This is a genomic window from Streptomyces sp. NPDC058001, assembly GCF_042886315.1.
In the GTDB taxonomy this organism is placed as follows: domain Bacteria; phylum Actinomycetota; class Actinomycetes; order Streptomycetales; family Streptomycetaceae; genus Streptomyces.
In genome coordinates this window covers 405,446-429,522 of sequence record NZ_JBHVQT010000009.1, presented here as the reverse complement: position 1 = coordinate 429,522, position 24,077 = coordinate 405,446, and the positions used below count along the sequence as shown (strand labels likewise).

Sequence of the window (24,077 nt, the reverse complement as noted above, 5' to 3'; positions counted from 1 at the left end):
AGGTCATGAGTGACGGCGAATCGGCCCCGGCCCGCTGTCCGGCAACCCTCCGTCCGTGGCGGGGTGCCCCGGGTGAAGACCAGGTCGTAGGCAGCGAGGTCTACGGCAAGCGCGGACCCCTCGCGTCACCAGGGGTCCTGGTCGTCGAGGGAGCAGTCTCGTGAGCAAGCGAATGCGATAGGGCGCAGCGCCCCGCCTCCGCCCACACCCCAGTCCGGTGTGATCGTCCCCTTTCCCGTGCCGTCCTGGTGCGGCCCGCGTTGTCGCGTGGCCCCGACGGCACGGTCAACTCGCTTGCCACTCACGGGAGTTCGCCATGTCCGTCGCCACTGTCGCCACCGTCGCCCCGACCACGTGTACGCCGCTGCCCGTCCTCGGTCGTGAGGTGAGCGTGCCCCTCGTCACCGGGGGCGAGGTCACGTACGCAGCCCTCGACTACGCCGCCAGCGCCCCCGCCCTCCAGCGCGTCTGGGACGACGTCGCCGCCTACGCGCCCTACTACGGCAGCGTCCACCGTGGCGCCGGATATCTCTCGCAGCTCTCCACCGACCTGTTCGAGAACGCCCGGGAGACCGTCGCCCGCTTCCTGGACTGCCGCGCCGACGACCAGGTCGTGTTCACCCGCTCGACCACCGACTCGCTGAACCTGCTCGCCGCCGCCCTGCCCGCGGGCTGCCAGGTCTTCGTCTTCGAGACCGAGCACCACGCCTCGCTGCTGCCCTGGCGCGAGGCCCACGTCACCTACCTCGACGCGCCCCGCACCCACGCCGACGCCGTCCGCACCCTGGAGCGCGCCCTCGCCGACCGTGACACACGGGGACCCGCCCTGGTCTGTGTCACCGGCGCGTCCAATGTGACCGGCGAGCTGTGGCCGGTGCGGGAGCTGGCCGCCGCCGCGCACGCGCACGGCGCCCGGATCGTCCTCGACGCCGCCCAGCTCGCGCCCCACCACCCCGTCTCCGTACAGGAGTTGGACGTCGACTGGGTCGCCTTCTCGGGCCACAAGCTGTACGCGCCGTTCGGCTCCGGTGTGCTCGCCGGACGCGCCGACTGGCTGCGGGACGCCGAGCCGTACCTCGCCGGCGGCGGTGCCTCACGCAAGGTCGCCCGCCGTGCCGACGGAGGTGTCGACGTCGAGTGGCACGACAGCGCCGCCCGGCACGAGGCCGGCTCGCCCAATGTGATCGGCGCCTACTCCATCGCCTCCGCCTGTACGGCCCTTCAGGAAGCGGGTTTCGACACGCTCGTGGCGCGGGAGCTGCGGCTCATCGACACCGTGCGCACGGGCCTCGCCGAGGTGCCCGAGGTGCGGATCCTGTCGCTGTTCGGCGACGACGCCCCGCGCGTGGGCGTCCTCTCCTTCGTCGTCGACGGCTGGAACAGCTCGCACTTCGCGGCGGCGCTCTCCGCCGAGTACGGCATCGGCGTACGCGACGGTCTGTTCTGCGCCCACCCGCTGGTCCGCACGCTCCTGGGCGCGGACCCGGGGGACACCGGCGAGTGCGGCGCGCCCGAGGCGGCGCCGGGGGAGCCGTCCCTCAACGCCATCCGCGTCAGCTTCGGCGCCGGCACACCCGACGAGCACGTGGAGCGTTTCGTACGGGCCGTCCGGGAACTGGTCACCCAGGGCGCCCGGTGGAGCTACCGCACCGAGGACGGCCGCTGCGTCCCGGACACCGGGGAGTGAACCCCGTCGGACAGGGTCGGGCAGGGGCGGAGAGGACCTAGGAGTCCAGGCCGATCGCGAACGCGGCCTCCAGGTCGTGCTGCGAGTACGTACGGAACGCCACATGCGTGTCCGTGCCCTCGACACCCTGGATCTTGCTGATACGGCCGGGGATGACATCCGCCAGATCGTCATGGGCCTGAACCCGGACCATGGCGATCAGGTCGTAGGTGCCGGTGACCGAGAAGACCTCGCTGACGCTGTCCAGCGCGGCGATCGACTCGGCGATCTCCGGAATACGGTCCACGCTGGTCTTGATGAGCACGATCGCGGTGATCACGGCTGGCTGTCTCCCTCGGTGGCCGTGGCTGGTGGTTTCACTCTAGCCGTCCGGCCGAAACGGCCCCACGCGTAGAGGAACCCCAGCGAGAAGCCCACCACATGCGCCAGATAGGCGACCCCAGGACCCTGGTGGGCCTGGCGCGCGGCCAGCCATTGCAGTGTCGCCCAGAACGGCAGCACCACCCACGCCGGAAAGCGCAGCGGCAGGAAGAAGAGGAACGGGAACAGGCTGGTGACCCGCGCCTTGGGGAAGAGGAGGAGGAAGGCGCCGAGCACCGCCGAGATCGCGCCCGAGGCGCCCACCAGAGTCTCCGCCGAATCGGCGTGCGCCAGCGCGTACCCGAACAGCGCGAGGTAGCCGCAGCTCAGATAGAACAGCGCGTAGTGCACCCGGCCCATCCGCTCCTCGGCCATGATCCCGAACACGTACAGGAACAGCACGTTGCCCAGCAGGTGCAGCCAGGAGCCGTGGACGAACAGGGCGGTCGCCGGGGTGAGCAAGGCCGCGGGGTTCCCGCTGAACAGGTCCGCCGGAATCACCCCCCAGCGCGCGAAGTACGCCCGCTGCGCCATGAGGATCTGGTCTCCGGTCCCGTACTCCGGATTGAGCCCGGAGGCGGGTCCGACGAAGAAGACCAGACAGCAGACGGCGATGAGGGTGTAGGTCACCGGGGCGGCCGGCCGGCCGTGTGTCAGGCGTTCGATCGCTGTCCCTGTGGTGCCACCCCGAGTGCCGATCATGACCAGATGATGACGGAAAGCGGCCATACCTGACAGATCGCCTCGCCGGTTCCGATGCCGGAGCGGGGGCGCCCGGCCAGGCCGTAGGGTTACGGCCACACGCGCCGGGTAGGACGGGCGCACCATGGAGGAGACGGGTGCACCACGGCGCGCCCCCGGTACGAAGGAAGCGACGGCCCCGATGACGGTTCCCCTGCCGACCGACCGCACCCGCTGGCGGTGCACGCTCTGCGGCAACCTCACCCGCTTCGACGTGACCCGCTCGTCGAAGGTCGTCGAGTACGTCCACCTCGACCTGGCCGGTGAGCCGAAGGTCGAGGAACGCGACGTGGTCAGTGAGAGCATCGAGTCCGTGCGCTGTCGCTGGTGCAACGCGGTGGATCAGGTGGAACTCGTGGACAGGCCGGGCGCCGGCTCCTGACGGAGCGGGCCCCGCACAGCTAGTGGGGTGAGCGATGGTGGAGAGCGGAGGCGGGGAGCTGGACGACGGCGCCGCCGAGGTGCTCGACCGCCCGCTGCCCGAAGGTGTGCGGCGCCGGGTCGTCCAGATCGTGTCGGACGGTTTCGGCGGGCTCACCGTGGCCGAACTGCCCACACCCCTACGGCAGTACGCGCGCTTCACCCCGACCCGGCGCGTCAAGTTCGCGGGCAACGCCATGGCCGCGGCGCTGGAGAGCGACACCCTGTTCCGGCAGCGCATCGCCGAACGCCTGCGCGAGACACAGCCGGAACTCGTCGGCGCCCTCGACTCCGGGGCGCCACCGCCCGCCGCCGATCCGCTGGACGTCGCCGCCGCCGCGTATGTGCTGCGCCCCACCGGCTGGGTGAAGCTGGTCGCCGCCGCGGGCGAGGAGGCCCAGCGCGCGGACGCCGAGCGCGTCGACGAGGAGACCCGCCAGGAGCTGGAGCGGCTGCGCGAGGAACTCGCCGGTGCCAGGGCGCAGATCCGCGGCGAGACGGAACGGCTGCGCGCCGAAGTCGACGCGGCGAAGAAGGAAGCGGAATCGCTTCACCGCAAGCTGCGCGGGGCCCTCAGCGACGTCAAGCGCGGTGAGGCGGCGGTCCGCAAGGCCCACGCCGAGACGGACACGGTACGGAGCGAGGCGCACGCACAGGTGTCGGCGGCCGAGAGCGAGACCCGCCGGCTCAGGACACGGCTCGGGGAGGCCGAGGCCGCGCTGGAGGCCAGCCGCAGGGCCGCCCGTGAGGGGCGCAGCGTCGAGGACATGCGGGTGCGGCTGCTGCTCGACACCGTCCTGGAGTCCGCCCAGGGACTGCGCAGGGAACTCGCCCTGCCGCCCGTGTCCGTACGGCCCGCCGAGACCGTGGACGCCGTCGAGCCGGGCCGGATGACACCCAAGGACATCGCCGCGCGCGCCCTGTCCGAGCACGACCCGGCCATCATCGACCAGTTGCTCGCGCTGCCGCAGGCCCATCTCGTGGTCGACGGCTACAACGTCACGAAGACCGGCTATCCGCAGATGCCGCTGGAGAAGCAGCGGCTGCGGCTCCTCGGACAGCTGTCGCTGCTCGCCGCGCAGACCGGTGCCGAGGTCACCTGTGTCTTCGACGGCGCCGAACTCGCCGCGCCCGTGCTGCTGGCGCCGCCGCGCGGAGTGCGGGTGCTGTTCTCCAAACCCGGGGTCACCGCCGACGAGTTGATCCGCCGGCTGGTGCGCGCCGAGCCGCCGGGGCGGCCCGTGATCGTCGTGTCCACGGACCGCGAGGTGGCCGACGGGGTCGCCAAGGCGGGCGCGCGTCCGGTCGCCTCCGTGGTGCTGCTCAAGCGTCTCTCGCACGGCTGAGCGTCCCGTCGGTTCCGGTGCCCCGCTGTGCGCGCGGCATAAGGCTCGTAGGCACCCTAAGTCCCCTCCATCCCCTCCGTAACGTCTGTTCCGCATGCCCGAATTGGCGGGATCTGATCGCGACGTAGGGTCAATCGAGCATCACTGCACGTGAGTTGTCGGCAAAGAAACCTCGTAGTGACAGAGTTTTTTCTCGTCAGGATTTGAACTGATCACAAGAAGGTCACTAAGGTCAGGCACCGAACCTCCACTCGGGTGATCACTCATAAGGAGTGACGGTGGAGGGGCACCGCCCACCGGATGTTGTCGGTAGGCGGCTGAGGGAAGAAGGAGCTCGCCTCCGTGGCGTCCCACCGTCGACCGAAGCAGCCGAGCCGCACCCGCGTGACCGTGCTCACCGCGACCGCCGCCGCAGCCGTGGCACTGACCTCCCAGGCCGCTCAGGCCGCGCCGAGCGCCAAGCCGAGCAAGGACGAGGTCAAGTCCAAGGTCGACAAGCTCTACGAAGAGGCGGAGAAGGCCACCGAGAAGTACAACGGGGCCAAGGAGAAGCAGGACAAGCTCGAAAAGCAGATCGGCAACCTCCAGGACAAGGTGGCCCGAGGTCAGGACGACCTCAACGACCTGCGCGGCGGCCTCGGTTCGATGGCCAGTGCCCAGTACCGCACCGGCGGCATCGACCCCTCCCTCCAGCTGTTCCTCTCGGCGGACCCGGACGACTACCTCGACAAGGCGTCCACGCTCGACCAGCTCAGCGGCCAGCAGGTCGAGGCGCTGAAGAAGATCCAGGAGAAGCAGCGCGCGCTCTCGCAGCAGCGCCAGGAAGCCTCCGACAAGCTCAAGGACCTCGCCGACACCCGGACCGAACTCGGCAAGAAGAAGAAGGAAGTCCAGGGCAAGCTCGGCGAGGCGCAGAAGCTCCTCAACACCCTCACCGCGCAGGAGAAGGCGGCCATCGCCGCCGACGACCAGCGCGCCAGCCGCGCCAGCGAGCGCAGCGCCCTCGGCGGCTCGGGCAAGCCCGCCACCGGCCGCGCCGGTTCGGCCTACGGCGCCGCCCAGAGCAAGATCGGCTCGCCGTACGTCTACGGCGCCAGCGGCCCCAGCTCCTTCGACTGCTCGGGCCTCACCTCCTGGGCCTTCGCCCAGGCCGGTGTCCAGATACCCCGGACCTCGCAGGCCCAGGCCAGCTACGGCACGCGCATCGCCTCGCAGAGCGACCTCCAGGTCGGCGACCTGGTCATCTTCTACAGCGACCTGCACCACGTCGGCTTTTACGCGGGCAACGGCCAGGTGCTGCACGCCCCGCGCACCGGCGCCAATGTGCGCTACGAGTCGATCAACAACATGCCCTACCAGTTCGGGGTCCGTATCTGACCTCGGGTGTCCGTGCCGATACCGCCCGAACGGGCGAATTCCGGTGCGGCCCGCTGACCCCACGCCCCGTCGGTGACCTGCGTCTCCGGCGGGGCGTCACCGTGTGTGCACGGCGCGGTCTTTGGTCCCTGGGTGATCGCCCGGCTACTGTCTGCCGCGCATTCCCCCGAACCCGGGGGTCCGTCAGCGGAAGGGAGAGCGGCTTCCCGTGGGGTCCCATCGCCGTCCCGCAGCCTCCGGTCTCGACCGGAGCACCCGAGTCACCGTCCTGTCCGCCGCCGCGGCCACCGCGGCAGCCGCCTTCGGCGCGGCACCCGTGGGCGCCGCGCCCCGGGACACCCCGGCCGAGACCAGGACCGAGGTGGACCGGCTGTACGCGCAGGCGGAACAGGCCACCGAGGCGTTCAACAGCGCCGGCGAACGCGCCGACCGGCTCCGCGAGCGGGTGTCCACGGCACAGGACCGGATCGCCCGGGGACAGGACCGCGTCAACACCATGCGCGGCGCGCTCGGCGCACTGGCCGGAGCGCAGTACCGGGCGGGCGGTGTCGACCCCTCCCTCGCGCTGCTGCTCTCCTCCGACCCGGCCGGATACCTCGACAGGGCGGCGACCCTGGACCGGGTCGGAGCCCTCCAGGCCGGTGAGCTGAAGGAACTCCTCGCCGCGCAGCGTGGCCTCGCCCAGGAACGCGCCGAGGCCACCCGCACCCTCGCCGAACTGGACCGCAGCCGCCAGGCGGTGGCCCGTCACAAACGGGTCGTCGAACGGAAGTTGGGCGAGGCCCGCCGGCTCCTCGACGCACTGCCGCCGGGCCAGCGCGACGCCTACGACCGGGCATCCCGCTCCGGCCGGGACACGCTGCCCGACCTCGGCGGGGCCACCGCCCCGTCGGCGCGCGCGGCGGCGGCCGTCGCCGCGGCCCGCTCGGCCGTCGGACGCCCGTACGTATGGGGCGCCAACGGCCCCTCCGGTTTCGACTGTTCGGGCCTGACCCAGTGGTCGTACGCACAGGCCGGCGTCGGACTGCCGCGCACCTCGCAGGCCCAGCGGTACGCGGGCCGTCAGGTACCGCTCTCGCAGGCCCGCCCCGGCGACCTGGTGGCGTACCGCAGCGACGCCAGCCATATCGGGATGTACGCCGGCAACGGCCAGGTGATCCACGCGCCCTACCCGGGCGCCCCGGTGCGCTACGACCCCGTCGGGATGATGCCGGTCTCCTCGGTCACCCGGGTCTGACCCGGCGGTCACCCTGGTCCCACCGGGCGCGGCCGGATCCGTACCGCGCCCTGTTCGCGTCGGGCCCGTCACCTCGTACGATCGGCCGGTGGCGGGTCGACGGCAGGGCAGGCGGACGGCGGTGCTGTGGCTCGTACTGGCGGCCATCGGCGCCGCCCTCGTCGGCTGCGGCGGCCCGGCGGCGCCCGACACGGCGACCGGTGAGATCCAGCGGCTCCTGGACCTGCGGGCACGCGCGGTGCTCGCCCTCGACGAAGCCGGCTACCGGGCCACCGGCGACCCGTCCACGGCGACCGGCGCGCCCGCGCCCGGCGGCGACACCTTTCGCAACCTCCGCGCGATCCCGCTCAGCTCCTGGGCGTATCGCGTCACCGACGTCCACCGCTCGGGCACCCGCGCCACCGCGGACGCCGACCTCAGCTACCGGATCGCGGGCTACGACCGCGCCCCGGTCGTCACCCCGCGCACCCTCGACCTCCGCGAACGCGACGGCCGGTGGTACGTGACCGGGGAACGCCCCGCGAAGAAGGCGGGCCAGCAGCTCTGGGACCAGGGCGAGGTCGGTGTGGCACGGGGCACGCACAGCCTGGTCCTGGGCATCGGACAGGACGACGCACGACTGCGCGGGTTCGCCGGCCTCGCCGACCGCGCGGTGCCCCAGGTGAGCGCCGCGTGGGGCAAGGACTGGGCCGGGCAGGTCGTCGTCCTCGTACCGAAGTCCCTGGACGCCATGGCGGGGCTGCTGGGGGCGCCCGCGGCCGGGTACCGGGGAATCGCCGCCGTCACCACCGGGGAAGCCGGTGGATCGGCGCAGGCGCCCGCGGACCGGATCATCGTCAACCCGGACGCGTACGGCGTGCTCGGCGACTTCGGCAAGCAGGTCGTGCTCACCCATGAGTCGACCCATGTGGCGACCCGCGCCCGGACCTCAGCGGCGACCCCACTCTGGCTCTCCGAGGGCTACGCAGACTGGGTGGGCTACCGGGACACCGGGCGCACCCCCGCACAGGCCGCTCCCGAACTGGAGGCGGCGGTGGTGGCCGGACGGGTGCCCGCCGCGCTGCCGAACGACGGGGACTTCGGCTTCAGCCGGGACGCCGACGCGCTCGCCCAGGCGTACGAGGGCGGCTGGTTGGCCTGCTTGATGATCGCCGAGCAGTGGAGCGAGTCCGAGCTGAACGCGTTCTACCGGGCGGTCGGCGCCCAGCGGAAGCGGGCGGGCGCGGTCGAGACGGCGCTGCGCGACGTCCTGGGCACCACACCGGAGCGGTTCACCGAGCGCTGGCAGCGGTATCTGAGGACCCGACTCGGCTGACCCGGCGCGCCGCGACCGGTCCCCGCCGCTGCCGCGCGGGCTCGGTGACGGTACGGCGCCACAACCGCACCGCGGCCAGCACGGTCGCGGCCACCAGCAGACCGTTGCGGGCGCCGAGCAGGGCGATGCCGAGCCAGTCGCTCGCGACGACGTGCGGGAACCAGATCGGGAACTCCAGGACCGTGACCAGCGTCGCCGCCAGGACCAGCAGGGCGGGCGCCGTCATCCGGGTGCCCCGGAAGACGAGACACACGGCGGCCAGACCCACCAGCCACACCAGGTACTGGGGGCTGATCACCCGGCTCGTCGTGGTGAACAGCAGCACCGCCACGAACGCCGCGTCGGCGGGTGTGCTCGCCGTCCAGGCACGGGCCCGCAGCCGCCACAGCACCAGCCAGCCGAGGGCGAGCACCGACAGGGCCTGCGCGAGGAAACTCACCAGCGGCACATACGGGCCCAGGAACTCCACCGAGCCGAAGTTGAGCTGGGCGTGCCCCGACCAGCCGAAGTGCCGGGCGACGTGGAAGACCAGGGAGCCGAGCGACTCGATCTCGGTGCCCCGGTCCCGCTGGAAGCCGAGGAAGGACAGCGCGCCCGGCATCGTCACCGCGAACCCGCCGAGCAGCGCGGCGCCCGTGACCAGGGCCGCCGCCCAGGACCTGCGCGTCGCCCGGCCGCGCGGGGTGCCGGTGAGCAGCAGCACCGGCCACACCTTGACCATGGCGCCCAGGCCCGCGAGGACGCCCATCACGCGCGGGTGCCGGGCCCCGGCGAGGAGGCCCGTGACGGCGACCGCGGTCACCATCAGGTCGTAGCGGGAGTACGCCGTCGGGCCGAGCAGCGGGACACCGACCACCCAGACCCAGGCGCCGCGCGGGGATTTGCCGGGGCGGGTGCCCGCGTACTGGAGCAGCCCGAGGACCAGGGCGTCCGCGCACAGGACGAGGACGAAGAACGCCGACGCGTAGTCCAGGAACGGCAGCAGGCCGGGGGAGAGAATCGCGAAGGCGGCGGCGGGCGGGTACTGCCAGGTGACGTCGTCCAGCGGGAAGGTACCGTGGCGCAGGATCTCGAACCAGCCCTGGTAGATCATCGAGACATCGCTGGTCACATCGGGCCCGGGGAAGCCGATGACCTTGAAGACGAGCAGCAGGAGCACGGCTCTCGTCGCGAGCCAGGTCATGAGGATCCAGCCGTATTCGGGGACCCTTTTCCCCCATGCGCCCGTCATACCCACCTCGTTCTCATAGCCCTTTTATTGTCTTTATCGCTATTTGTCCGGGGTCTCCATGATGCAGGGCACCGCCGTGCGGGTGCCATCAGGCGGGGCCGGTGCGGGCCGTCCGGCCGGTGGCGTTCGGCGGGCGCGGGGCCGTTCGGTACTGTCGGCGGCGATGCACAAGACCCTGATCGTCACGAACGACTTCCCGCCCCGGCCCGGTGGCATCCAGGCGTTCCTGCACAACATGGCGCTGCGCCTGGACCCGGACCGGATCGTGGTCTACGCCTCCACCTGGAAGCGCGGCCACGAGGGCGCCGAGGCCACCGCGGCCTTCGACGCGGAACAGCCCTTCACGGTCGTACGGGACCGTACGACGATGCTCCTGCCGACCCCCCGGGTCACCCGGCGCGCGGTCGGACTGCTGCGTGAGCACGGCTGTACGTCGGTGTGGTTCGGGGCCGCGGCACCGCTCGGTCTGATGGCGCCCGCGCTGCGCTCCGCCGGGGCCGAGCGGCTGGTCGCCACCACCCACGGGCACGAGGCCGGCTGGGCCCAGCTCCCCGCATCGCGGCAACTGCTGCGGCGCATCGGCGAGTCCACGGACACGATCACCTATCTGGGTGAGTACACCCGCTCCCGGATCGCCGCCGCGCTGACGCCCGAGGCCGCCGCGCGGATGGTCCAACTCCCGCCCGGCGTAGACGAGAAGACCTTCCACCCGGGCTCGGGCGGCGACGCGGTCCGGGCCCGGCTCGGCCTCGCGGACCGGCCTGTCGTGGTCTGCGTCTCGCGGCTCGTCCCGCGCAAGGGCCAGGACACCCTCATCGAGGCGATGCCCCGGATCCTCGCCGCCCGCCCCGACACGGTGCTGCTGATCGTGGGCGGCGGCCCGTACGAGAAGGACCTGCGCCGGCTCGCCCGGGACACCGGAGTCGCCGACTCCGTGCGCTTCACGGGCGCCGTGCCCTGGTCCGAACTGCCCGCGCACTACGGCGCCGGTGACGTCTTCGCCATGCCGTGCCGTACCCGCAGGGGCGGCCTCGACGTCGAGGGCCTCGGCATCGTCTACCTGGAGGCGTCCGCGACCGGACTGCCCGTCGTCGCCGGCGACTCGGGCGGCGCCCCCGACGCCGTACTCGACGGCGAGACGGGCTGGGTGGTACGCGGCGGCGACGCCCCGCAGACCGCCGACCGTGTCCTCACCCTCCTCGCGGACCCGGAACTACGCGCCCGCATGGGCGAACGGGGCCGCGCCTGGGTGGAGGAGAAATGGCGCTGGGACCTGCTGGCGGAACACCTGAAAGAGCTTCTGTAGAAGCTCAGGCAGAAGCCTCAGGCAGAAGCCTCATGCAGGAACTTCCGCAAGAACTTCTGTGGCCCTTCGCGCCGCTCGTCAGCCCTGGTAGATCGACTCGATCTCTTCGGCGAAGTCCTTCGCCACGACATTCCGCTTGAGCTTCAGCGAAGGCGTCAGATGTCCCGAGTCCTCCGTGAACTGGGACGGCAGCACCCGGAACTCACGGACGGACTCCGCCTTCGACACCGCCGCGTTGCCGTCGTCCACGGCACCCTGAATCGCCGTCAGCAGCTCCGGGTCCTCGCGGAGCGACAGGGCGGTTGAGCCGTCGGGTTTGCCGTGCTCCCGCGCCCACCGCCCGAGGAACTCCTCGTCCAGGGTGATCAGCGCGCCCACGAAGGGCCGGCCCTCGCCGACGACCATGCACTCGGCGACCAGCGCGTGCGCCCGGATCCGGTCCTCGATCACGGCCGGGGCGACGTTCTTGCCGCCGGCCGTCACGATGATCTCCTTCTTGCGGCCGGTGATCCGCAGATACCCGTCCTCGTCCAGGGTGCCGATGTCGCCGGTGTGGAACCACCCGTCGGCCAGCGCCTCCGCCGTCGCGGCCTCGTTGTTCCAGTACCCCGAGAACAGATGCTCGCCGTGCAGCAGCACCTCGCCGTCGTCCGCGATCCGCACCACCGAGCCGGGCATCGGCTGGCCGACCGTACCGATCTTCTGCCGGTCCCAGGGGTTGAACGTCGTCGCCGCGCACGACTCCGTCAGGCCGTAGCCCTCCAGGACCGTGAAGCCGATACCGCGGAAGAAGTGGCCGAGGCGCTCACCGAGCGGCGCGCCGCCGGAGATCGCGTACTCACCGCGCCCGCCGAGCACCGCGCGCAGCTTGCCGTAGACCAGCTTGTCGAAGGCCCGGTGCTTGATCCGCAGCCCCAGGGACGGCCCCGACGGCGCGTCGAGGGCGCGGCTGTACGCGATGGCCGTGTCCGCCGCCCGGTCGAAGATCCTGCCCTTGCCATCGGCCTGCGCCTTGGCCCGCGCCGAGTTGTAGACCTTCTCGAAGACCCGCGGCACACCGAGGATCAACGTCGGCCGGAACGAGGCGAGTTCATCGGTCAGATGCTTGATGTCCGCGACACAGCCCAGCTTGATCGGCGCCATCATCGACGCGACCTGCACCAGCCGCCCGAAGACATGCGCGATCGGCAGGAACAGCAGCACCGAGCACTCACCCGTACGGAACAGCGGGCGCAGCCGCTCCACGGCGTTGCCGCACTCCGCGAAGAAGCTGCGGTGGGTCAGCACACAGCCCTTCGGGCGGCCCGTGGTGCCCGAGGTGTAGACGATGGTCGCCGGGTCGTCGGCCTTCGCGAGCGACGAGCGCTCCTCGACCGTCGCGTCGTCGATGTCCGCGCCGAGGCGCCCCAACTCCTCGACGGCACCGGCCGCGCCGCCGCCCGCGTCGATCTGCCAGACATGGGTGAGCGCCGGCAGCCGGTCCCGTACCGCGTCGACGACCTTGGTGTGCGCGTCCTGCTCCACCAGGCAGGCCACCGCGCCCGAGTCGGAGAGCACCCACTGCACCTGCTCCGGCGAACTGGTCTCGTACACCGGGACCGTCACGGCGCCCGCGCTCCAGATCGCGAAGTCGAGGAGCGTCCACTCGTAGCGCGTACGCGACATCAGGCCGATCCGGTCGCCGGGCCGCACACCCGAGGCGATCAGACCCTTGGCCGCCGTCTGTACCTCCTTGAGGAAGACCGTGGCCGTCACGTCCCGCCAGGCGCCGTCGACCTTCCGGGCGATCACGGCGACATCCGGATGCTGCGTGGCGTTTCTGCGGACGATGTCGGTCAGATTGCCGTCCGCGGGGACCTCGTACAGGGCCGGAAGACTGAACTCGCGCAAGACTGCTGCTCCTCGTAGGGCGCCGGCGCCACGACGTTGTGTTGCTGCGACGGTGCGGTCCAGACGGTGCGGTCCAAAGGCTCGGACACGGCCCGGACGTTACCCATCGGTACGGCTTCTTCGATAGAGGGTTCCGGCCAGATGTTCGCTGCGTCACATGTCGTGGAGTTCCTGCGCGCAGAGTAGTCCAACGGCTTCCTGACTTGGAAGCCGCCGCAGGTCCGGCCGCCCCTACCTTCCGTCGGCCGCCCGGCCTAGGGTGATCGCCATGGCAGGCACCCGAGCCGGAGCGCGCTCCACGCGGATCCATGTCGTCAGCGACGTGCACGGCAACACCCGTGACCTGGCCCGCGCGGGCGAGGGCGCCGACGCCCTGATCTGCCTCGGTGACCTGGTGCTTTTCCTCGACTACGCCGACCATTCGCGTGGTATTTTCCCCGACCTCTTCGGCACCGAGAACGCCGACCGCATCGTCGAACTGCGCACCTCGCGCCGCTTCGAGGAGGCCCGCGCGTTCGGGGCGAACCTGTGGGCGGGCGTCGGTGACCGCGCCGCCGCCATCGAGAACGCGGTGCGCGGACAGTACGCCGAGATGTTCGCGGCCTTCCCGACACCTACGTACGCGACGTACGGCAATGTCGACATTCCGACTTTGTGGCCCGAGTACGCCCGCCCCGGTACGACCGTCCTCGACGGACAGCGGGCCGAGATCGGCGGCCGGATCTTCGGCTTCGTCGGCGGCGGACTGCGCACCCCGATGCGTACGCCCTACGAGATCAGCGACGAGGAGTACGCCGCCAAGATCGAGGCCGTCGGCGAGGTCGACGTGCTGTGCACCCACATCCCGCCGGACGTTCCCGAACTCTGCTACGACACCGTGCCGCGCCGCTTCGAACGGGGCAGCCGCGCCCTCCTCGCCGCGATCCACCGCACCCGCCCCCGGTACGCGCTTTTCGGCCATGTCCACCAGCCGCTGGTCCGGCGGATGCGGATCGGCGCCACGGAGTGCGTGAACGTGGGGCACTTCGCGTCCGCGGGCAGGCCCTGGGCCCTGGAGTGGTGACGGGCCGGGCCCTGGAACGGCGACACCGCGCTGCGCGGTAGCCTTCACAGCGCACCCCCACCGGACCGCATCTGGAGGAGCCACGGCGATGGCGGAACACACCAGTTCGAGCATCACGATCGAGGCGGCACCGGCCGACGTCATGGGAGTGATCGCCGACTTCGCGCGCTACCCGGACTGGACCGGCGAGGTCAAGGAGGCCGATGTCCTGGCCACCGACGCGCAGGGCCGCGCCGAACAGGTCCGCCTGGTCATGGACGCGGGCGCCATCAAGGACGACCAGACCCTCGCGTACACCTGGACCGGCGACGACGAGGTCAGCTGGACCCTCGTCAAGTCCCAGATGCTGCGCTCCCTGGACGGCTCCTACCTCCTCAAGCCGGCCGGCACGGGCGGCACGGAGGTCACCTACCAGCTCACGGTGGACGTCAAGATCCCCATGCTCGGCATGATCAAACGCAAGGCCGAAAAGGTCATCATCGACCGGGCTCTGGCGGGCTTGAAGAAGCGAGTCGAGACGGGCTCCTAAGCCCCCACCTCCTGTTGTGGGCAGGCGTTCCGCACGGCGATGGGGGTCCCTCCCGGTCGAGCGAAGCCGAGACTGGGGGAGGGTGGGCACAACACCCAAGTACCGCCCACCTCAAAGGACCGTAAGCATGCGTACCCTCCTCGTAACAGGCCACGGCGGCGCCGGAAAAACCACGGCAGCGGCAGCAACCGCACTGGGAGAAGCCCGGCAGGGCCACCGCACACTGATCCTGGGCGCCGACCCCATCGACACCCTCGGCACCGCACTCGGCGTGCCCACCGGCCCCACCCCCGTGACCGTCGAACCCGGCCTCACCGCCGTCCGCCCGGACGCCTCCACCGCGTTCCGCCACGGCCTCCTCAGCCTTCAGGACCGCCTCGGACCGGCCCTCGGCCTGCTCGGCGCCGCCCGGCTGGACGACGAGGAACTCACCCCTCTCCCCGGCGGCGCGGAACTCGCCCTGCTCGGCGCCCTGCCCACGGCCGCGTACGGCCCTTACGACGTGGTGGTCGTCGACCTCCCCCCGCTTCCGGCGGCCCTCGCCCTGCTCGCGCTGCCCGAGCAACTCCGCCGCTATCTGCGCCGGCTGCTGCCACCCGAACGGCAGGCGGCCCGCGCGCTGCGGCCCCTGCTCGGCCGCCTCGCGGGAGTCCCGCTGCCGTCGGCGGGCCTGTACGAGACCGCCGAGGGCTGGGATGTCGCGCTGGCCGCCGTCCAGGCCGTGATCGAGGACCCGTCGACCACCGTCCGGCTGGTCGCCGAACCGGGCCCCGCCGCGAGCGACCTGCTCCGTGTCACCGCGCCCGGACTCGCCCTGCACGGTCTGCGGGTCGACGCGCTCCTCGCGAACCGCGTCCTGCCCGAGGACACCGCCGACACCTGGCTCGCCGGACTCGTCGCCCAGCAGCGCAAGACGCTCACGGACTGGACGGCCGGCGACGGGACGCAGGGTACGGACGGGACAGGCGAGGCCGACGTGGCCGGCGGGGCGCACTCCGTCCACGAGATCCGGCATCTGGGGCGTGAACCGCGCGGCACCGACGACCTCGCCGCACTCGGCGTACCCACGGTGTCCACCTCGCCGCACCGCGTCACCTGGCCGCTCACCGACCACAGCTCCGACGAGGCCGGCGGCCTCTTCGTCTGGCACATCCCGCTGCCCGGCGCCGTACGCGACACGCTCGACCTGGTACGGCGCGGGGACGAACTCGTCGTCACCGCCGGGCAGTTCCGCCGGGTCGTCGAACTGCCGTCCGCGCTGCGCCGCTGCACGGTCGCCGGTGCCGGGCTGCGCGAGGGCGCGTTGCGGATCCGTTTCGTACCGGATCCGGAGCTGTGGCCGCGGGCGTGAAACACGGGGCCGCGTTCGGGTACCGTCGAAGGTACGAACCGTTGGCCATCCGCAGGAGTCTGACCGCCATGAGCGATGCCACCGAGCGTCCCGTTCCCGAACCCGGCGGAGAGACGCACCCCGAGCACCCCGAGCACCCCGAGTCCTTCGACGCCGACGCCTGGTCCACGGCCTGTGCCGAGGATCTCGCCGCAGAGAAGGCCCGCCGCCGCAGCCGGCCCGGCTCGGCGCCCGGCTCGGCGGCCGAGGAACTGCGCCGCCTGGTCGACACCGTCGCCGAGAAACTCTCCGGACTCCAGTCGCCGCTGCTCGGCGGCATGGCCCAGGGCGCCGCGCAGCAGGTCGTCCAGCAAATGGTGCAGCAGGCGAAGGCGGCCGTCGAACCGGTCATCGAGCGCAACCCCGATGTCTTCGACCACCTCGCCGCCGCGGGCTCCGAACTCCTCGCCGCCTACCGCTCCGCGGTTGAGGCGCAGGAGCGCCGCTGGACCCGCGGACCGGACGCCGCCGGCCCCGCCGACCGGGACCCGAGCGATACGCGGGAGTCCCGCGACCCCCGTGATCCGCGCGACGAGGGCCCCGGACCTGGGGAACACATCGACCTCGACTGATGCCCCCTCGGGTACGGTTGGCCGTAGCGGGGCTCGACCGAAACTGAGGGACACATGGGACTCACCATCGGCGTCGACATCGGCGGCACGAAGATCGCGGCCGGCGTGGTCGACGAAGAGGGCACGATCCTGGAGACACACACCGTGCCCACTCCGGCGACCGCCGAGGGCATCGTCGACGCGATCTGTGCTGCCGTCGCCGGCGCCGGCTCGGGGCACGACATCGAGGCGGTCGGCATCGGCGCCGCCGGTTACGTGGACGACAAGCGCGCCACGGTGCTGTTCGCGCCCAACATCGACTGGCGCCATGAACCGCTGAAGGACAAGGTCGAGCAGCGGGTCGGGATGCCGGTCGTCGTGGAGAACGACGCCAACGCGGCGGCGTGGGGCGAGTACAAGTTCGGCGCGGGCCAGGGCCACGAGGACGTCATCTGCATCACGCTCGGCACCGGCCTGGGCGGCGGCATCATCATCGGCAACAAGCTGCGCCGCGGCCGGTTCGGCGTGGCCGCCGAGTTCGGCCACATCCGCGTCGTACCCGACGGACTCCTGTGCGGCTGCGGCAGCCAGGGCTGCTGGGAGCAGTACGCGTCGGGCCGCGCCCTCGTGCGGTACGCACGCCAGCGGGCCAACGCGACCCCCGAGAACGCGGCGGTGCTGCTCGGTCTCGGTGACGGCACGATCGGCGGCATCGAGGGCAAGCACATCAGCCAGGCCGCCCGTCAGGGTGATCTCGTCGCCATCGACTCGTTCCGTGAACTGGCCCGCTGGGCCGGGGCCGGACTCGCCGATCTGGCCTCGCTGTTCGACCCGTCGGCGTTCATCGTCGGCGGGGGAGTGTCGGACGAGGGCGAGCTGGTGCTCGACCCGATCCGCAAGTCCTTCCGCCGCTGGCTCATCGGCGGCCAGTGGCGCCCCCACGCCCAGGTACTCGCCGCCCAATTGGGCAACAAGGCGGGCCTGGTAGGAGCGGCGGACCTGGCCCGCCAGGGTTGACAGACCCCCTCACCGTTGTGGGCACATCGCCCCGGTACCGGGTGCCTTGAAAGGTACTTGGGCCGGGGCGGCGCTACGTTGAGCGCATGCTCCCCAACTCCCGGACCGAACCGGACGGTTCAGCCGTCGTCCGCGTACTGACGTACAACATCCGCTCCATGAGGGACGACTTCGCGGCCCTCACCCGAGTGATCCGCGCCTGCGCCCCCGACCTGGTCCTTCTGCAAGAGGCCCCTCGATTCTTCCGATGGCGGAAAAAGCTGGCCCGGCTGGCCGCCGCCACCGACCTGGTCGTCCTCTCCGGCGGTGCCACCGCTGCGGGCCCGGCCCTGCTCTGCTCCCTGCGCGCCACGGTCGAGCGCACCGAGGACGTCCTGCTGCCGCTCACCCCCGGCGAGCACCGCCGCGGCTTCGCCACCGCCGTCGTGCGCTTCGGCCGGGCCCGACTGGGCGTCCTGAGCTGCCATCTGTCCTTGCGTGAGGACGAGCGGTACGAGCAGGGCGGCATGCTCCTGGACCGGCTCGCGGGCCTTGGCGTGGCGCACGCCGTCGCGGGCGGAGACCTCAACGACCGCCCCGACGGCCGTACGTTCCGTCGGCTCGCCGCCTCGCTCCAGGACGGCTGGGCCGTCAAACCGTGGGGCGGGGAGCAGACCTTCACCCCCGAGGAGCCCCGGCGGCGGATCGACGCGATCTTCGCGACGGCGGGCGTGGAGGTACTCGGCTGCGGGGTGCCGACCGAGCAGCCGGGGGTCACCCGGGCAGACCTGAGGGCGGCCACCGACCATCTGCCGGTACTGGCCGCCCTCAGAATCCCCGCGTCGTAACCCCCTGGGAGAGCGCGCCGGGAGCCGGTTGGGTCACACCACCGCGCCGCGCCCCGGGTCGTCGTCATCGTCGTCGGGGCGCATCCGCATCACCAGGGTGCCGAAGCCGCCGAGGAAGCCGCCGATGCCGACGGTCGCCAGCCACCACGTCATCTCCCAGCCGAACAGCACCGCGAGCAGCAGCAGGAGGGGCCCGCCGAGCACCGCGAGCCACGCGAACTTGGCGGTGACGTCGGCGGCGGGCAGCGGCGGCGGCTCGGGCGGTACGAAGTGCCCTTCGTCGTCGCTGTCGAAGTCGTCGTCGGAGGGCTCCGGCGCCGTGTAGTCACGCGGCCCGCCGACCCCCGGAGCGAAGGCGACCGAGCTGCCGAGGGGTTTGCCGGGCCCGGAAGCGCCGTCCCCGGAACCGGAACCGGCACCCGCACCGGGACCCGCGCCGGAGTCCGTATCCGTACCCGAGCCCGCGTCGCCCGACGCGCCCTTCGCCGGTCTGTCGTCCCCTGTCACGTTCGGCTCCGCCTCAAGCAGGGCCAGGTCCTCGATCGACTTGAACGGCTTGGCGCCCGGCGGGTCCGGGGGCTCCGTGCCGTACCCCGCGACGATCGCCTCCCAGGCCGCCGTCTCGTCGATGGGCACCGCTTCGCCCGGGTCCGGCTCCGGGTCCCCGGGCACGGGGCGCTTGTCCGGCTCGCGGCTCTCGTCGCGGTCCGCGTCGTGCTCAGCCACCGGTGGCCGTCCCTTCCTTGCCGACACTGGGAGCGAGCCGGCCGATGAACGCGAGGCTCTCCGTGAAGATCCGGTCCGCGTCGTGGTCCAACGTCGCGACGTGGTAGCTCTGTTCCAGCAGGATCTCGGTGACATCCGTGGACGAGACGCGGCCCAGGATCCGGGCCGAGTCGGCGGGCGGCACCACATGGTCCCGCGTGCTGTGCAGCAGCAGCATCGGCTGGGTCACCTGCGGCAGCTCCGCGTCGACCACACCGAAGAAACGGGACAGCGAATACGCGGCGTGCAGCGGCACCCGGTGATACCCGACCTCCTCGGCGCCCTCCTTCGCGATATCGCTGACCAGGCCCTTGGTCGAGGGCACCAGATACCGGGCGACCGGCAGCGTGCGCGCCGCGAGTCCGTGCGCCTTGATCGCCGGGTTGACGACGACGATGCCCCGGATCGCGTCACCGTGCCGCGCGGCGAGCCGCAGCGTCAGGGCGCCGCCCATCGAGAGACCGAAGACGAAGACCTCGGCACACCGCTCACGCAGGGCGGACAACTCGCGGTCCACCTCCGCGTACCAGTCCTGCCAGCCGGTGACCTGCATGTCCTCCCAGCGCGTGCCGTGTCCGGGCAGCAGCGGCAGCGACACGGTCAGACCACGCTCGGCGAGATACTCCGCCCAGGGGCGCAGCGACTGCGGGGAACCGGTGAATCCGTGACAGAGGAGGACACCGACCTCGCCGCCCTCGTGGCGGTACGGCTCGGCTCCGGGGAGGACCGGCACCTTCGGTCTCCTGTTCGTGTGAAGGGATCGGCTGACGTGTTCGTGTGAAGCGGTGTGAAGCGGTGTGAAGCGATGTGAAGCGGTGGGAAGTGATGTGAAGCGGTCGGCTGACGTGGTCGCACGGCACGCGAGGGAACGTTGGGGATGTGCCGCGACTTCGCCGGCGTACTTCACCGTACGCGACCGCACTGACACCGACCAGGGTCGTCGGGCCCAGCGGGCACACCGCGGGTTAAGGTCTGACCGACAGACACAGGAGGCAGTCGGTTGATCTACGGGGCAATGAAGTTTTCCATCGGAGGGCCGCTGAAGCTCGCCTTCAGGCCCTGGGTGGAGGGCCTGGAGAACATTCCCGCCGAAGGTCCCGCCATCCTGGCGAGCAATCATCTGTCGTTCTCGGACTCCTTCTTCCTGCCCGCGGTGCTCGACCGTAAGGTGACGTTCATCGCGAAGGCCGAGTACTTCACCACGCCCGGTATCAAGGGCCGGATGACGGCCGCCTTCTTCAAGGGCGTCGGACAACTGCCCGTCGACCGCTCCGGCGCGCGCGGCGCGGGCGAGGCCGCCGTCAAGAGCGGAATCGACGTCCTCGCGCGCGGTGAGCTGTTCGGCATCTACCCGGAGGGCACCCGCTCACCCGACGGCCGTCTGTACCGCGGCAAACCGGGTGGCCTCGCGCGCGTGGCGCTCGCCTCGGGGGCGCCGGTGATCCCGGTCGCGATGATCGACACCGAGAAGATCCAGCCGCCGGGCAAGGTGATGCCGAAGCTGATGCGCCCCGGTATCCGGATCGGCCGGCCTCTCGACTTCGACCGCTACCAGGGCATGGAACACGACCGGTTCGTGCTGCGGGCCGTGACCGACGAGGTCATGTACGAAATCATGAAGCTCTCCGGTCAGGAGTACGTCGACATCTACGCGACCGCGGCCAAGCGGCAGCTCGCGGAGGCCGCGAAGCAGGAGAAGGCCGACAAGGCGGCCAAGGCGGCGGCGGACAAGGCAGCCGCGGCCAAGGCGGCGGCCGACGGGACCGGGGACGGCGACGAGCAGGAGCGGCCCGGCCGCTGAGCGGCGGCGGGCCCGCCGAGGCAGCGGGTGCCCGGGAGGGCGACCCAGGGGTGGGGAACATGGCCAGGCGTGAACGCGTCATGAAGATGTCGGTCGAGCAGCCGCTGTGGCGCGCGCTCACCGCGTACCGCGTCCTGACGATGCTGTACGCCATCGCCCTGTTCCTCTACACCTACGACACCTTCGAGCGCCCCTCGGTCGCCATCGCCTTCTACGCCGTCCTCGTCGTATGGACCCTGGCCACGCTCGGCAAGGTCGCGAACGCCGCGCGCTGCACCAAGCGGTTCCTCGCCGCCGACCTGACCATCGCGCTGACCGGCATCCTCCTCACCCCGGTCGCCGCGACCCACGAACGCATCCTCGACGGCGGTCCCACACTCCCGTCGATATGGACCGCCGGAGCCGTCCTCGCGTACGCGCTCAAGGGCGGCTGGCGCTGGGCGGCCGTCGCGTCGGCGCTCGTCGGGGTCGCCAACATCGTGCAGCGCGGCGCCCCCACCCGCGACACCCTGCACAACGTCCTCCTCGTCTGGGTCGCGGCCATCGCCATCGGCTACGTCGTCGAGGTCGCCCGCGCCTCCGAACGCACCCTCGCGCGCGCCCTGGAGATCGAGGCCGCGACCCGGGAACGCGAGCGCCTCGCGCGCGACATCCACGACAGCGTCCTCCAGGTCCTCGCGATGGTGCAGCGCCGCGGCAGCGCCCTCGGCGGTGAGGCGGCCGAGCTGGGCCGGATGGCGGGCGAGCAGGAGGTCGCGCTGCGCACCCTCGTCGCCGGCGGCATGGTGCCCGCGTCGCGCGCGTCGGAGGACGCCTCGCAGGGCGCGCTGGTACGGGCCGTCGAGGAACCCGACGACGAGCCGGGCGACGGGCCGCGCGATCTGCGCTCACTGCTCGCCCGGCACGCCGGATCCCGGGTGACCCTGTCCGAGCCGGGCGCCCCGGTGCTGCTCGGACCGGTCGCGGCACGGGAGTTGGCGGACGCTGTCAGTGCCGCCCTGGACAATGTCCACCGGCACGCGGGTGCCGGGGCCAGGGCGTGGATCCTGGTCGAGGACGAGCCGGACGAGGTGATCGTGACCGTGCGGGACGACGGTCCTGGCATCCCCGCTGGCAGGCTCGCGCAGGCCGAGGGCGAAGGGCGCCTCGGTGTGGCCCTGTCGATCCGGGGCCGGCTGCGGGACATCGGGGGCACCGCCGAGCTGGTGTCGGTACCGGGCCAGGGCACGGAAGTAGAACTGAGAGTTCCACGGGGGAAGGCGGACCGATGACGGGCCGGTACGAGAAGGGGGCGGCGGCATGACAGCGGGAGAGCGGGCCGGAGAGCGGCACCAGGAGTCGGCCGGACCTGAGCGGTCGGCGCCGATCAAGGTCATGGTGGTGGACGACCACCCGATGTGGCGGGACGCTGTCGCGCGTGACCTTGCCGAGGCCGGGTTCGACGTGGTCGGCACCGCGGGCGACGGCGAGCAGGCGGTGCGCCGCGCACCGGCCGCCGGACCCGACGTCCTCGTCCTGGACCTCAATCTGCCCGCCAAGCCGGGCGTTCAGGTCTGCAAGGAACTCGTCGGCGCCAACCCGGCGCTGCGCGTCCTGGTCCTGTCGGCGAGCGGTGAGCACGCGGACGTCCTGGAGGCGGTGAAGTCGGGCGCCACCGGCTATCTGCTGAAGTCGGCGTCGACCGAGGAGCTGATCGACGCCGTGCGCCGCACCGCCGTCGGCGACGCGGTGTTCACACCGGGCCTCGCCGGTCTCGTCCTCGGGGAGTTCCGCAGGCTCGCCTCCGAGCCCGCGCCGTCCGCGCCCGACGAGCCCAAGGCGCCCCAGCTCACCGACCGTGAGACGGAGGTCCTGCGGCTGGTCGCCAAGGGCCTGAGCTACAAGCAGATCGCCGAACGCCTCGTCATCTCGCACCGCACCGTGCAGAACCATGTGCAGAACACCCTGGGCAAACTCCAGTTGCACAACCGCGTCGAGTTGGTGCGGTACGCGATAGAGCGCGGCCTGGACGACGCGTGACCGTCCGTCCCGGTCGGCGGTCAGCATTGCTACGCCGACCGCTCCTTCGGGTGAACGGCCAATGATCAACTCCCCGCAATCTTCCCGGAATTGACCATGCGACCCATCCCGGAGTGACGTGGATCACTACTAGCGTGGCCCCCATCGGCTCACCCCAGAGCGAAGGGACACTTCCATGCGCGTCGGAGTACTGACCGGAGGCGGCGACTGCCCCGGGCTCAACGCCGTCATCCGGGGCATCGTCCGCAAGGGCGTGCAGGAGTACGGCTATGACTTCGTCGGTTTCCGGGACGGCTGGCGGGGTCCCGTGGAGGGGGACAGCATCCCGCTCGCCATCCCCTCGGTGCGCGGCATCCTGCCCCGCGGCGGCACCATCCTCGGCTCCTCGCGCACCAATCCCCTCAAGGTGGAGAACGGTATCCGCCGGATCAAGGAGAACCTCGCCAAGCAGGAGGTGGAAGCCCTCATCGCGATCGGCGGCGAGGACACTCTCGGCGTCGCCGCACGCCTGTCCGACGAGTACGGGATTCCGTGTGTCGGCGTGCCCAAGACCATCGACAACGACCTGTCGGCCACCGACTACACCTTCGGCTTCGACACCGCCGTCGGCATCGCCACCGAGGCGATCGACCGGCTGCACACCACCGCCGAGTCCCATATGCGGGTCCTCGTCGTGGAGGTGATGGGCCGGCACGCGGGCTGGATCGCCCTGCACTCGGGCCTCGCCGGCGGAGCCAACGTCATCCTGATCCCCGAACAGCGCTTCGACGTCGACCAGGTCTGCGCCTGGGTGACGTCCCGGTTCAAGGCGTCGTACGCCCCGATCGTCGTCGTCGCCGAGGGTGCGATGCCCAAGGACGGCGACGCGGTGCTCAAGGACGGCACCCTCGACTCGTTCGGGCATGTGCGGCTGTCGGGTGTCGGCGAGTGGCTGTCCAAGGAGATCGAGTCCCGCACCGGCAAGGAGGCCAGGACCACGGTTCTTGGGCACGTCCAGCGGGGCGGGACGCCGAGCGCCTTCGACCGCTGGCTCGCCACCCGCTTCGGACTGCACGCGATCGACGCCGTGCGGGACCGTGACTTCGGCAAGATGGTCGCCCTGCGCGGCACGGACATCGTCCGCGTCCCGATCGCGGAGGCCACGGCCAAGCTGAAGACGGTCGACCCCGAGCTGTACAAGGAGGTCGGCGTCTTCTTCGGCTGAC

Annotated in this window: 23 protein-coding genes and 1 riboswitch; of the genes, 17 read left to right on the top strand and 6 right to left on the bottom strand. The window is 71.6% G+C overall.

The window, feature by feature from the left end:
* Position 1 precedes the first annotated feature (1 nt).
* Positions 2-118: riboswitch (SAM riboswitch) on the top strand.
* Positions 119-316: 198 nt separating this feature from the next.
* Positions 317-1,687: an aminotransferase class V-fold PLP-dependent enzyme gene (locus ACFVT5_RS24690; protein ID WP_389891872.1), complete on the top strand. Its 1,371-nt coding sequence runs from the start codon at positions 317-319 to the stop codon at positions 1,685-1,687.
* A 37-nt stretch (positions 1,688-1,724) separates the two neighbouring features.
* On the opposite strand, the gene ACFVT5_RS24685 is transcribed toward ACFVT5_RS24690, so the two are convergent.
* Together ACFVT5_RS24685 and ACFVT5_RS24680 are read right to left on the bottom strand one after the other, a co-directional pair.
* Positions 1,725-2,006 (bottom strand): Lrp/AsnC family transcriptional regulator, encoded by a 282-nt coding sequence (locus ACFVT5_RS24685; protein ID WP_389891869.1) that lies wholly within the window; start codon positions 2,004-2,006, stop codon positions 1,725-1,727.
* Complete coding sequence (locus tag ACFVT5_RS24680) at positions 2,003-2,749, bottom strand: rhomboid family intramembrane serine protease (protein WP_389891866.1); 747 nt, start codon at positions 2,747-2,749, stop codon at positions 2,003-2,005. The genes ACFVT5_RS24685 and ACFVT5_RS24680 overlap by 4 nt, the downstream gene beginning before the upstream one ends.
* Positions 2,750-2,930: 181 nt before the next feature.
* Between ACFVT5_RS24680 and ACFVT5_RS24675 the strand changes: the two genes are divergently transcribed.
* The 5 genes from ACFVT5_RS24675 to ACFVT5_RS24655 all read left to right on the top strand — a co-directional run bounded on the left by ACFVT5_RS24675 (position 2,931) and on the right by ACFVT5_RS24655 (position 8,483).
* Complete coding sequence (locus ACFVT5_RS24675) at positions 2,931-3,170, top strand: hypothetical protein (protein ID WP_389891863.1); 240 nt, start codon at positions 2,931-2,933, stop codon at positions 3,168-3,170.
* 34 nt (positions 3,171-3,204) lie between these two features.
* The gene (locus ACFVT5_RS24670) at positions 3,205-4,554 is read left to right on the top strand and encodes an NYN domain-containing protein (protein WP_389891859.1); all 1,350 of its coding nucleotides are present in this window, start codon (positions 3,205-3,207) and stop codon (positions 4,552-4,554) included.
* Between the two features lie 342 nt (positions 4,555-4,896).
* Positions 4,897-5,931, top strand: coding sequence for an NlpC/P60 family protein (locus ACFVT5_RS24665; protein ID WP_389891856.1), 1,035 nt, complete (start codon positions 4,897-4,899; stop codon positions 5,929-5,931).
* 208 nt (positions 5,932-6,139) lie between these two features.
* Positions 6,140-7,168: an NlpC/P60 family protein gene (locus ACFVT5_RS24660; RefSeq protein WP_389891853.1), complete on the top strand. Its 1,029-nt coding sequence runs from the start codon at positions 6,140-6,142 to the stop codon at positions 7,166-7,168.
* A gap of 88 nt (positions 7,169-7,256) precedes the next feature.
* Positions 7,257-8,483, top strand: coding sequence for a hypothetical protein (locus tag ACFVT5_RS24655; RefSeq protein ID WP_389891850.1), 1,227 nt, complete (start codon positions 7,257-7,259; stop codon positions 8,481-8,483).
* Here ACFVT5_RS24655 and ACFVT5_RS24650 read toward each other — a convergent pair.
* Positions 8,440-9,714 carry a glycosyltransferase 87 family protein gene (locus ACFVT5_RS24650; protein ID WP_389891847.1) on the bottom strand — a complete coding sequence of 425 codons (1,275 nt, stop codon included), beginning with the start codon at positions 9,712-9,714 and terminating at the stop codon, positions 8,440-8,442. The two genes, ACFVT5_RS24655 and ACFVT5_RS24650, sit on opposite strands and share 44 nt — an antisense overlap.
* A gap of 163 nt (positions 9,715-9,877) precedes the next feature.
* Between ACFVT5_RS24650 and ACFVT5_RS24645 the strand changes: the two genes are divergently transcribed.
* Positions 9,878-11,020: a glycosyltransferase family 4 protein gene (locus ACFVT5_RS24645; RefSeq protein ID WP_389891844.1), complete on the top strand. Its 1,143-nt coding sequence runs from the start codon at positions 9,878-9,880 to the stop codon at positions 11,018-11,020.
* A 78-nt stretch (positions 11,021-11,098) separates the two neighbouring features.
* Here ACFVT5_RS24645 and ACFVT5_RS24640 read toward each other — a convergent pair whose 3' ends face one another.
* Positions 11,099-12,910, bottom strand: a complete 1,812-nt coding sequence (locus ACFVT5_RS24640) for an AMP-dependent synthetase/ligase (protein WP_389891841.1) — start codon at positions 12,908-12,910, stop codon at positions 11,099-11,101.
* A 268-nt stretch (positions 12,911-13,178) separates the two neighbouring features.
* Here ACFVT5_RS24640 and ACFVT5_RS24635 point away from each other — a divergent pair, with 268 nt between their 5' ends.
* From ACFVT5_RS24635 to ACFVT5_RS24610, 6 genes are all read left to right on the top strand, one after another.
* Positions 13,179-13,973: a metallophosphoesterase gene (locus tag ACFVT5_RS24635; protein ID WP_389891838.1), complete on the top strand. Its 795-nt coding sequence runs from the start codon at positions 13,179-13,181 to the stop codon at positions 13,971-13,973.
* Between the two features lie 88 nt (positions 13,974-14,061).
* Positions 14,062-14,502, top strand: a complete 441-nt coding sequence (locus ACFVT5_RS24630; protein ID WP_389891835.1) for an SRPBCC family protein — start codon at positions 14,062-14,064, stop codon at positions 14,500-14,502.
* 127 nt (positions 14,503-14,629) lie between these two features.
* Complete coding sequence (locus ACFVT5_RS24625) at positions 14,630-15,853, top strand: ArsA family ATPase (protein ID WP_389891832.1); 1,224 nt, start codon at positions 14,630-14,632, stop codon at positions 15,851-15,853.
* 68 nt (positions 15,854-15,921) lie between these two features.
* On the top strand, positions 15,922-16,464 hold the full coding sequence (locus tag ACFVT5_RS24620) for a DUF5304 domain-containing protein (protein WP_389891829.1): 543 nt from the start codon (positions 15,922-15,924) through the stop codon (positions 16,462-16,464).
* Between the two features lie 54 nt (positions 16,465-16,518).
* Positions 16,519-17,460 carry an ROK family glucokinase gene (locus tag ACFVT5_RS24615; RefSeq protein ID WP_389891826.1) on the top strand — a complete coding sequence of 314 codons (942 nt, stop codon included), beginning with the start codon at positions 16,519-16,521 and terminating at the stop codon, positions 17,458-17,460.
* An 86-nt stretch (positions 17,461-17,546) separates the two neighbouring features.
* The gene (locus ACFVT5_RS24610) at positions 17,547-18,287 is read left to right on the top strand and encodes an endonuclease/exonuclease/phosphatase family protein (protein WP_389891824.1); all 741 of its coding nucleotides are present in this window, start codon (positions 17,547-17,549) and stop codon (positions 18,285-18,287) included.
* Between the two features lie 33 nt (positions 18,288-18,320).
* Here the strand turns inward: ACFVT5_RS24610 and ACFVT5_RS24605 are convergent, their stop codons facing one another.
* On the bottom strand, positions 18,321-19,013 hold the full coding sequence (locus ACFVT5_RS24605) for a hypothetical protein (protein WP_389891821.1): 693 nt from the start codon (positions 19,011-19,013) through the stop codon (positions 18,321-18,323).
* Entirely contained in the window at positions 19,006-19,785 is a 780-nt protein-coding gene (locus tag ACFVT5_RS24600) for an alpha/beta hydrolase (RefSeq protein ID WP_389891814.1), read from the bottom strand. Before ACFVT5_RS24600 ends, ACFVT5_RS24605 begins: the two co-directional genes overlap by 8 nt.
* Before the next feature lie 282 nt (positions 19,786-20,067).
* On the opposite strand from ACFVT5_RS24600, the gene ACFVT5_RS24595 reads away from it, so the two are divergent.
* From ACFVT5_RS24595 to ACFVT5_RS24580, 4 genes are all read left to right on the top strand, one after another.
* A complete protein-coding gene (locus tag ACFVT5_RS24595) occupies positions 20,068-20,853 on the top strand; it encodes a lysophospholipid acyltransferase family protein (RefSeq protein ID WP_389891811.1) in 786 nt (261 codons plus the stop codon).
* Positions 20,854-20,912: 59 nt separating this feature from the next.
* The gene (macS, locus tag ACFVT5_RS24590; RefSeq protein WP_389891809.1) at positions 20,913-22,124 is read left to right on the top strand and encodes a MacS family sensor histidine kinase; all 1,212 of its coding nucleotides are present in this window, start codon (positions 20,913-20,915) and stop codon (positions 22,122-22,124) included.
* 103 nt (positions 22,125-22,227) lie between these two features.
* Positions 22,228-22,872, top strand: a complete 645-nt coding sequence (locus ACFVT5_RS24585) for a response regulator (protein ID WP_389891972.1) — start codon at positions 22,228-22,230, stop codon at positions 22,870-22,872.
* A gap of 175 nt (positions 22,873-23,047) precedes the next feature.
* Complete coding sequence (locus tag ACFVT5_RS24580) at positions 23,048-24,076, top strand: 6-phosphofructokinase (RefSeq protein WP_389891806.1); 1,029 nt, start codon at positions 23,048-23,050, stop codon at positions 24,074-24,076.
* The last annotated feature ends 1 nt before the right edge of the window (position 24,077 follow it).

Coding starts and splice junctions, on each gene's coding strand:
- ACFVT5_RS24645 (WP_389891844.1), top strand. CDS start 9,878: ATGCACAAGACCCTGATCGTCACGAACGACTTCCCGCCCCGGCCCGGT.
- ACFVT5_RS24630 (WP_389891835.1), top strand. CDS start 14,062: ATGGCGGAACACACCAGTTCGAGCATCACGATCGAGGCGGCACCGGCC.
- ACFVT5_RS24580 (WP_389891806.1), top strand. CDS start 23,048: ATGCGCGTCGGAGTACTGACCGGAGGCGGCGACTGCCCCGGGCTCAAC.
- ACFVT5_RS24635 (WP_389891838.1), top strand. CDS start 13,179: ATGGCAGGCACCCGAGCCGGAGCGCGCTCCACGCGGATCCATGTCGTC.
- ACFVT5_RS24680 (WP_389891866.1), bottom strand. CDS start 2,749: ATGATCGGCACTCGGGGTGGCACCACAGGGACAGCGATCGAACGCCTG.
- ACFVT5_RS24615 (WP_389891826.1), top strand. CDS start 16,519: ATGGGACTCACCATCGGCGTCGACATCGGCGGCACGAAGATCGCGGCC.
- ACFVT5_RS24595 (WP_389891811.1), top strand. CDS start 20,068: ATGAAGTTTTCCATCGGAGGGCCGCTGAAGCTCGCCTTCAGGCCCTGG.
- ACFVT5_RS24620 (WP_389891829.1), top strand. CDS start 15,922: ATGAGCGATGCCACCGAGCGTCCCGTTCCCGAACCCGGCGGAGAGACG.
- ACFVT5_RS24625 (WP_389891832.1), top strand. CDS start 14,630: ATGCGTACCCTCCTCGTAACAGGCCACGGCGGCGCCGGAAAAACCACG.
- ACFVT5_RS24585 (WP_389891972.1), top strand. CDS start 22,228: ATGGTGGTGGACGACCACCCGATGTGGCGGGACGCTGTCGCGCGTGAC.
- ACFVT5_RS24650 (WP_389891847.1), bottom strand. CDS start 9,714: ATGACGGGCGCATGGGGGAAAAGGGTCCCCGAATACGGCTGGATCCTC.
- macS (WP_389891809.1), top strand. CDS start 20,913: ATGGCCAGGCGTGAACGCGTCATGAAGATGTCGGTCGAGCAGCCGCTG.
- ACFVT5_RS24690 (WP_389891872.1), top strand. CDS start 317: ATGTCCGTCGCCACTGTCGCCACCGTCGCCCCGACCACGTGTACGCCG.
- ACFVT5_RS24610 (WP_389891824.1), top strand. CDS start 17,547: ATGCTCCCCAACTCCCGGACCGAACCGGACGGTTCAGCCGTCGTCCGC.
- ACFVT5_RS24670 (WP_389891859.1), top strand. CDS start 3,205: ATGGTGGAGAGCGGAGGCGGGGAGCTGGACGACGGCGCCGCCGAGGTG.
- ACFVT5_RS24675 (WP_389891863.1), top strand. CDS start 2,931: ATGACGGTTCCCCTGCCGACCGACCGCACCCGCTGGCGGTGCACGCTC.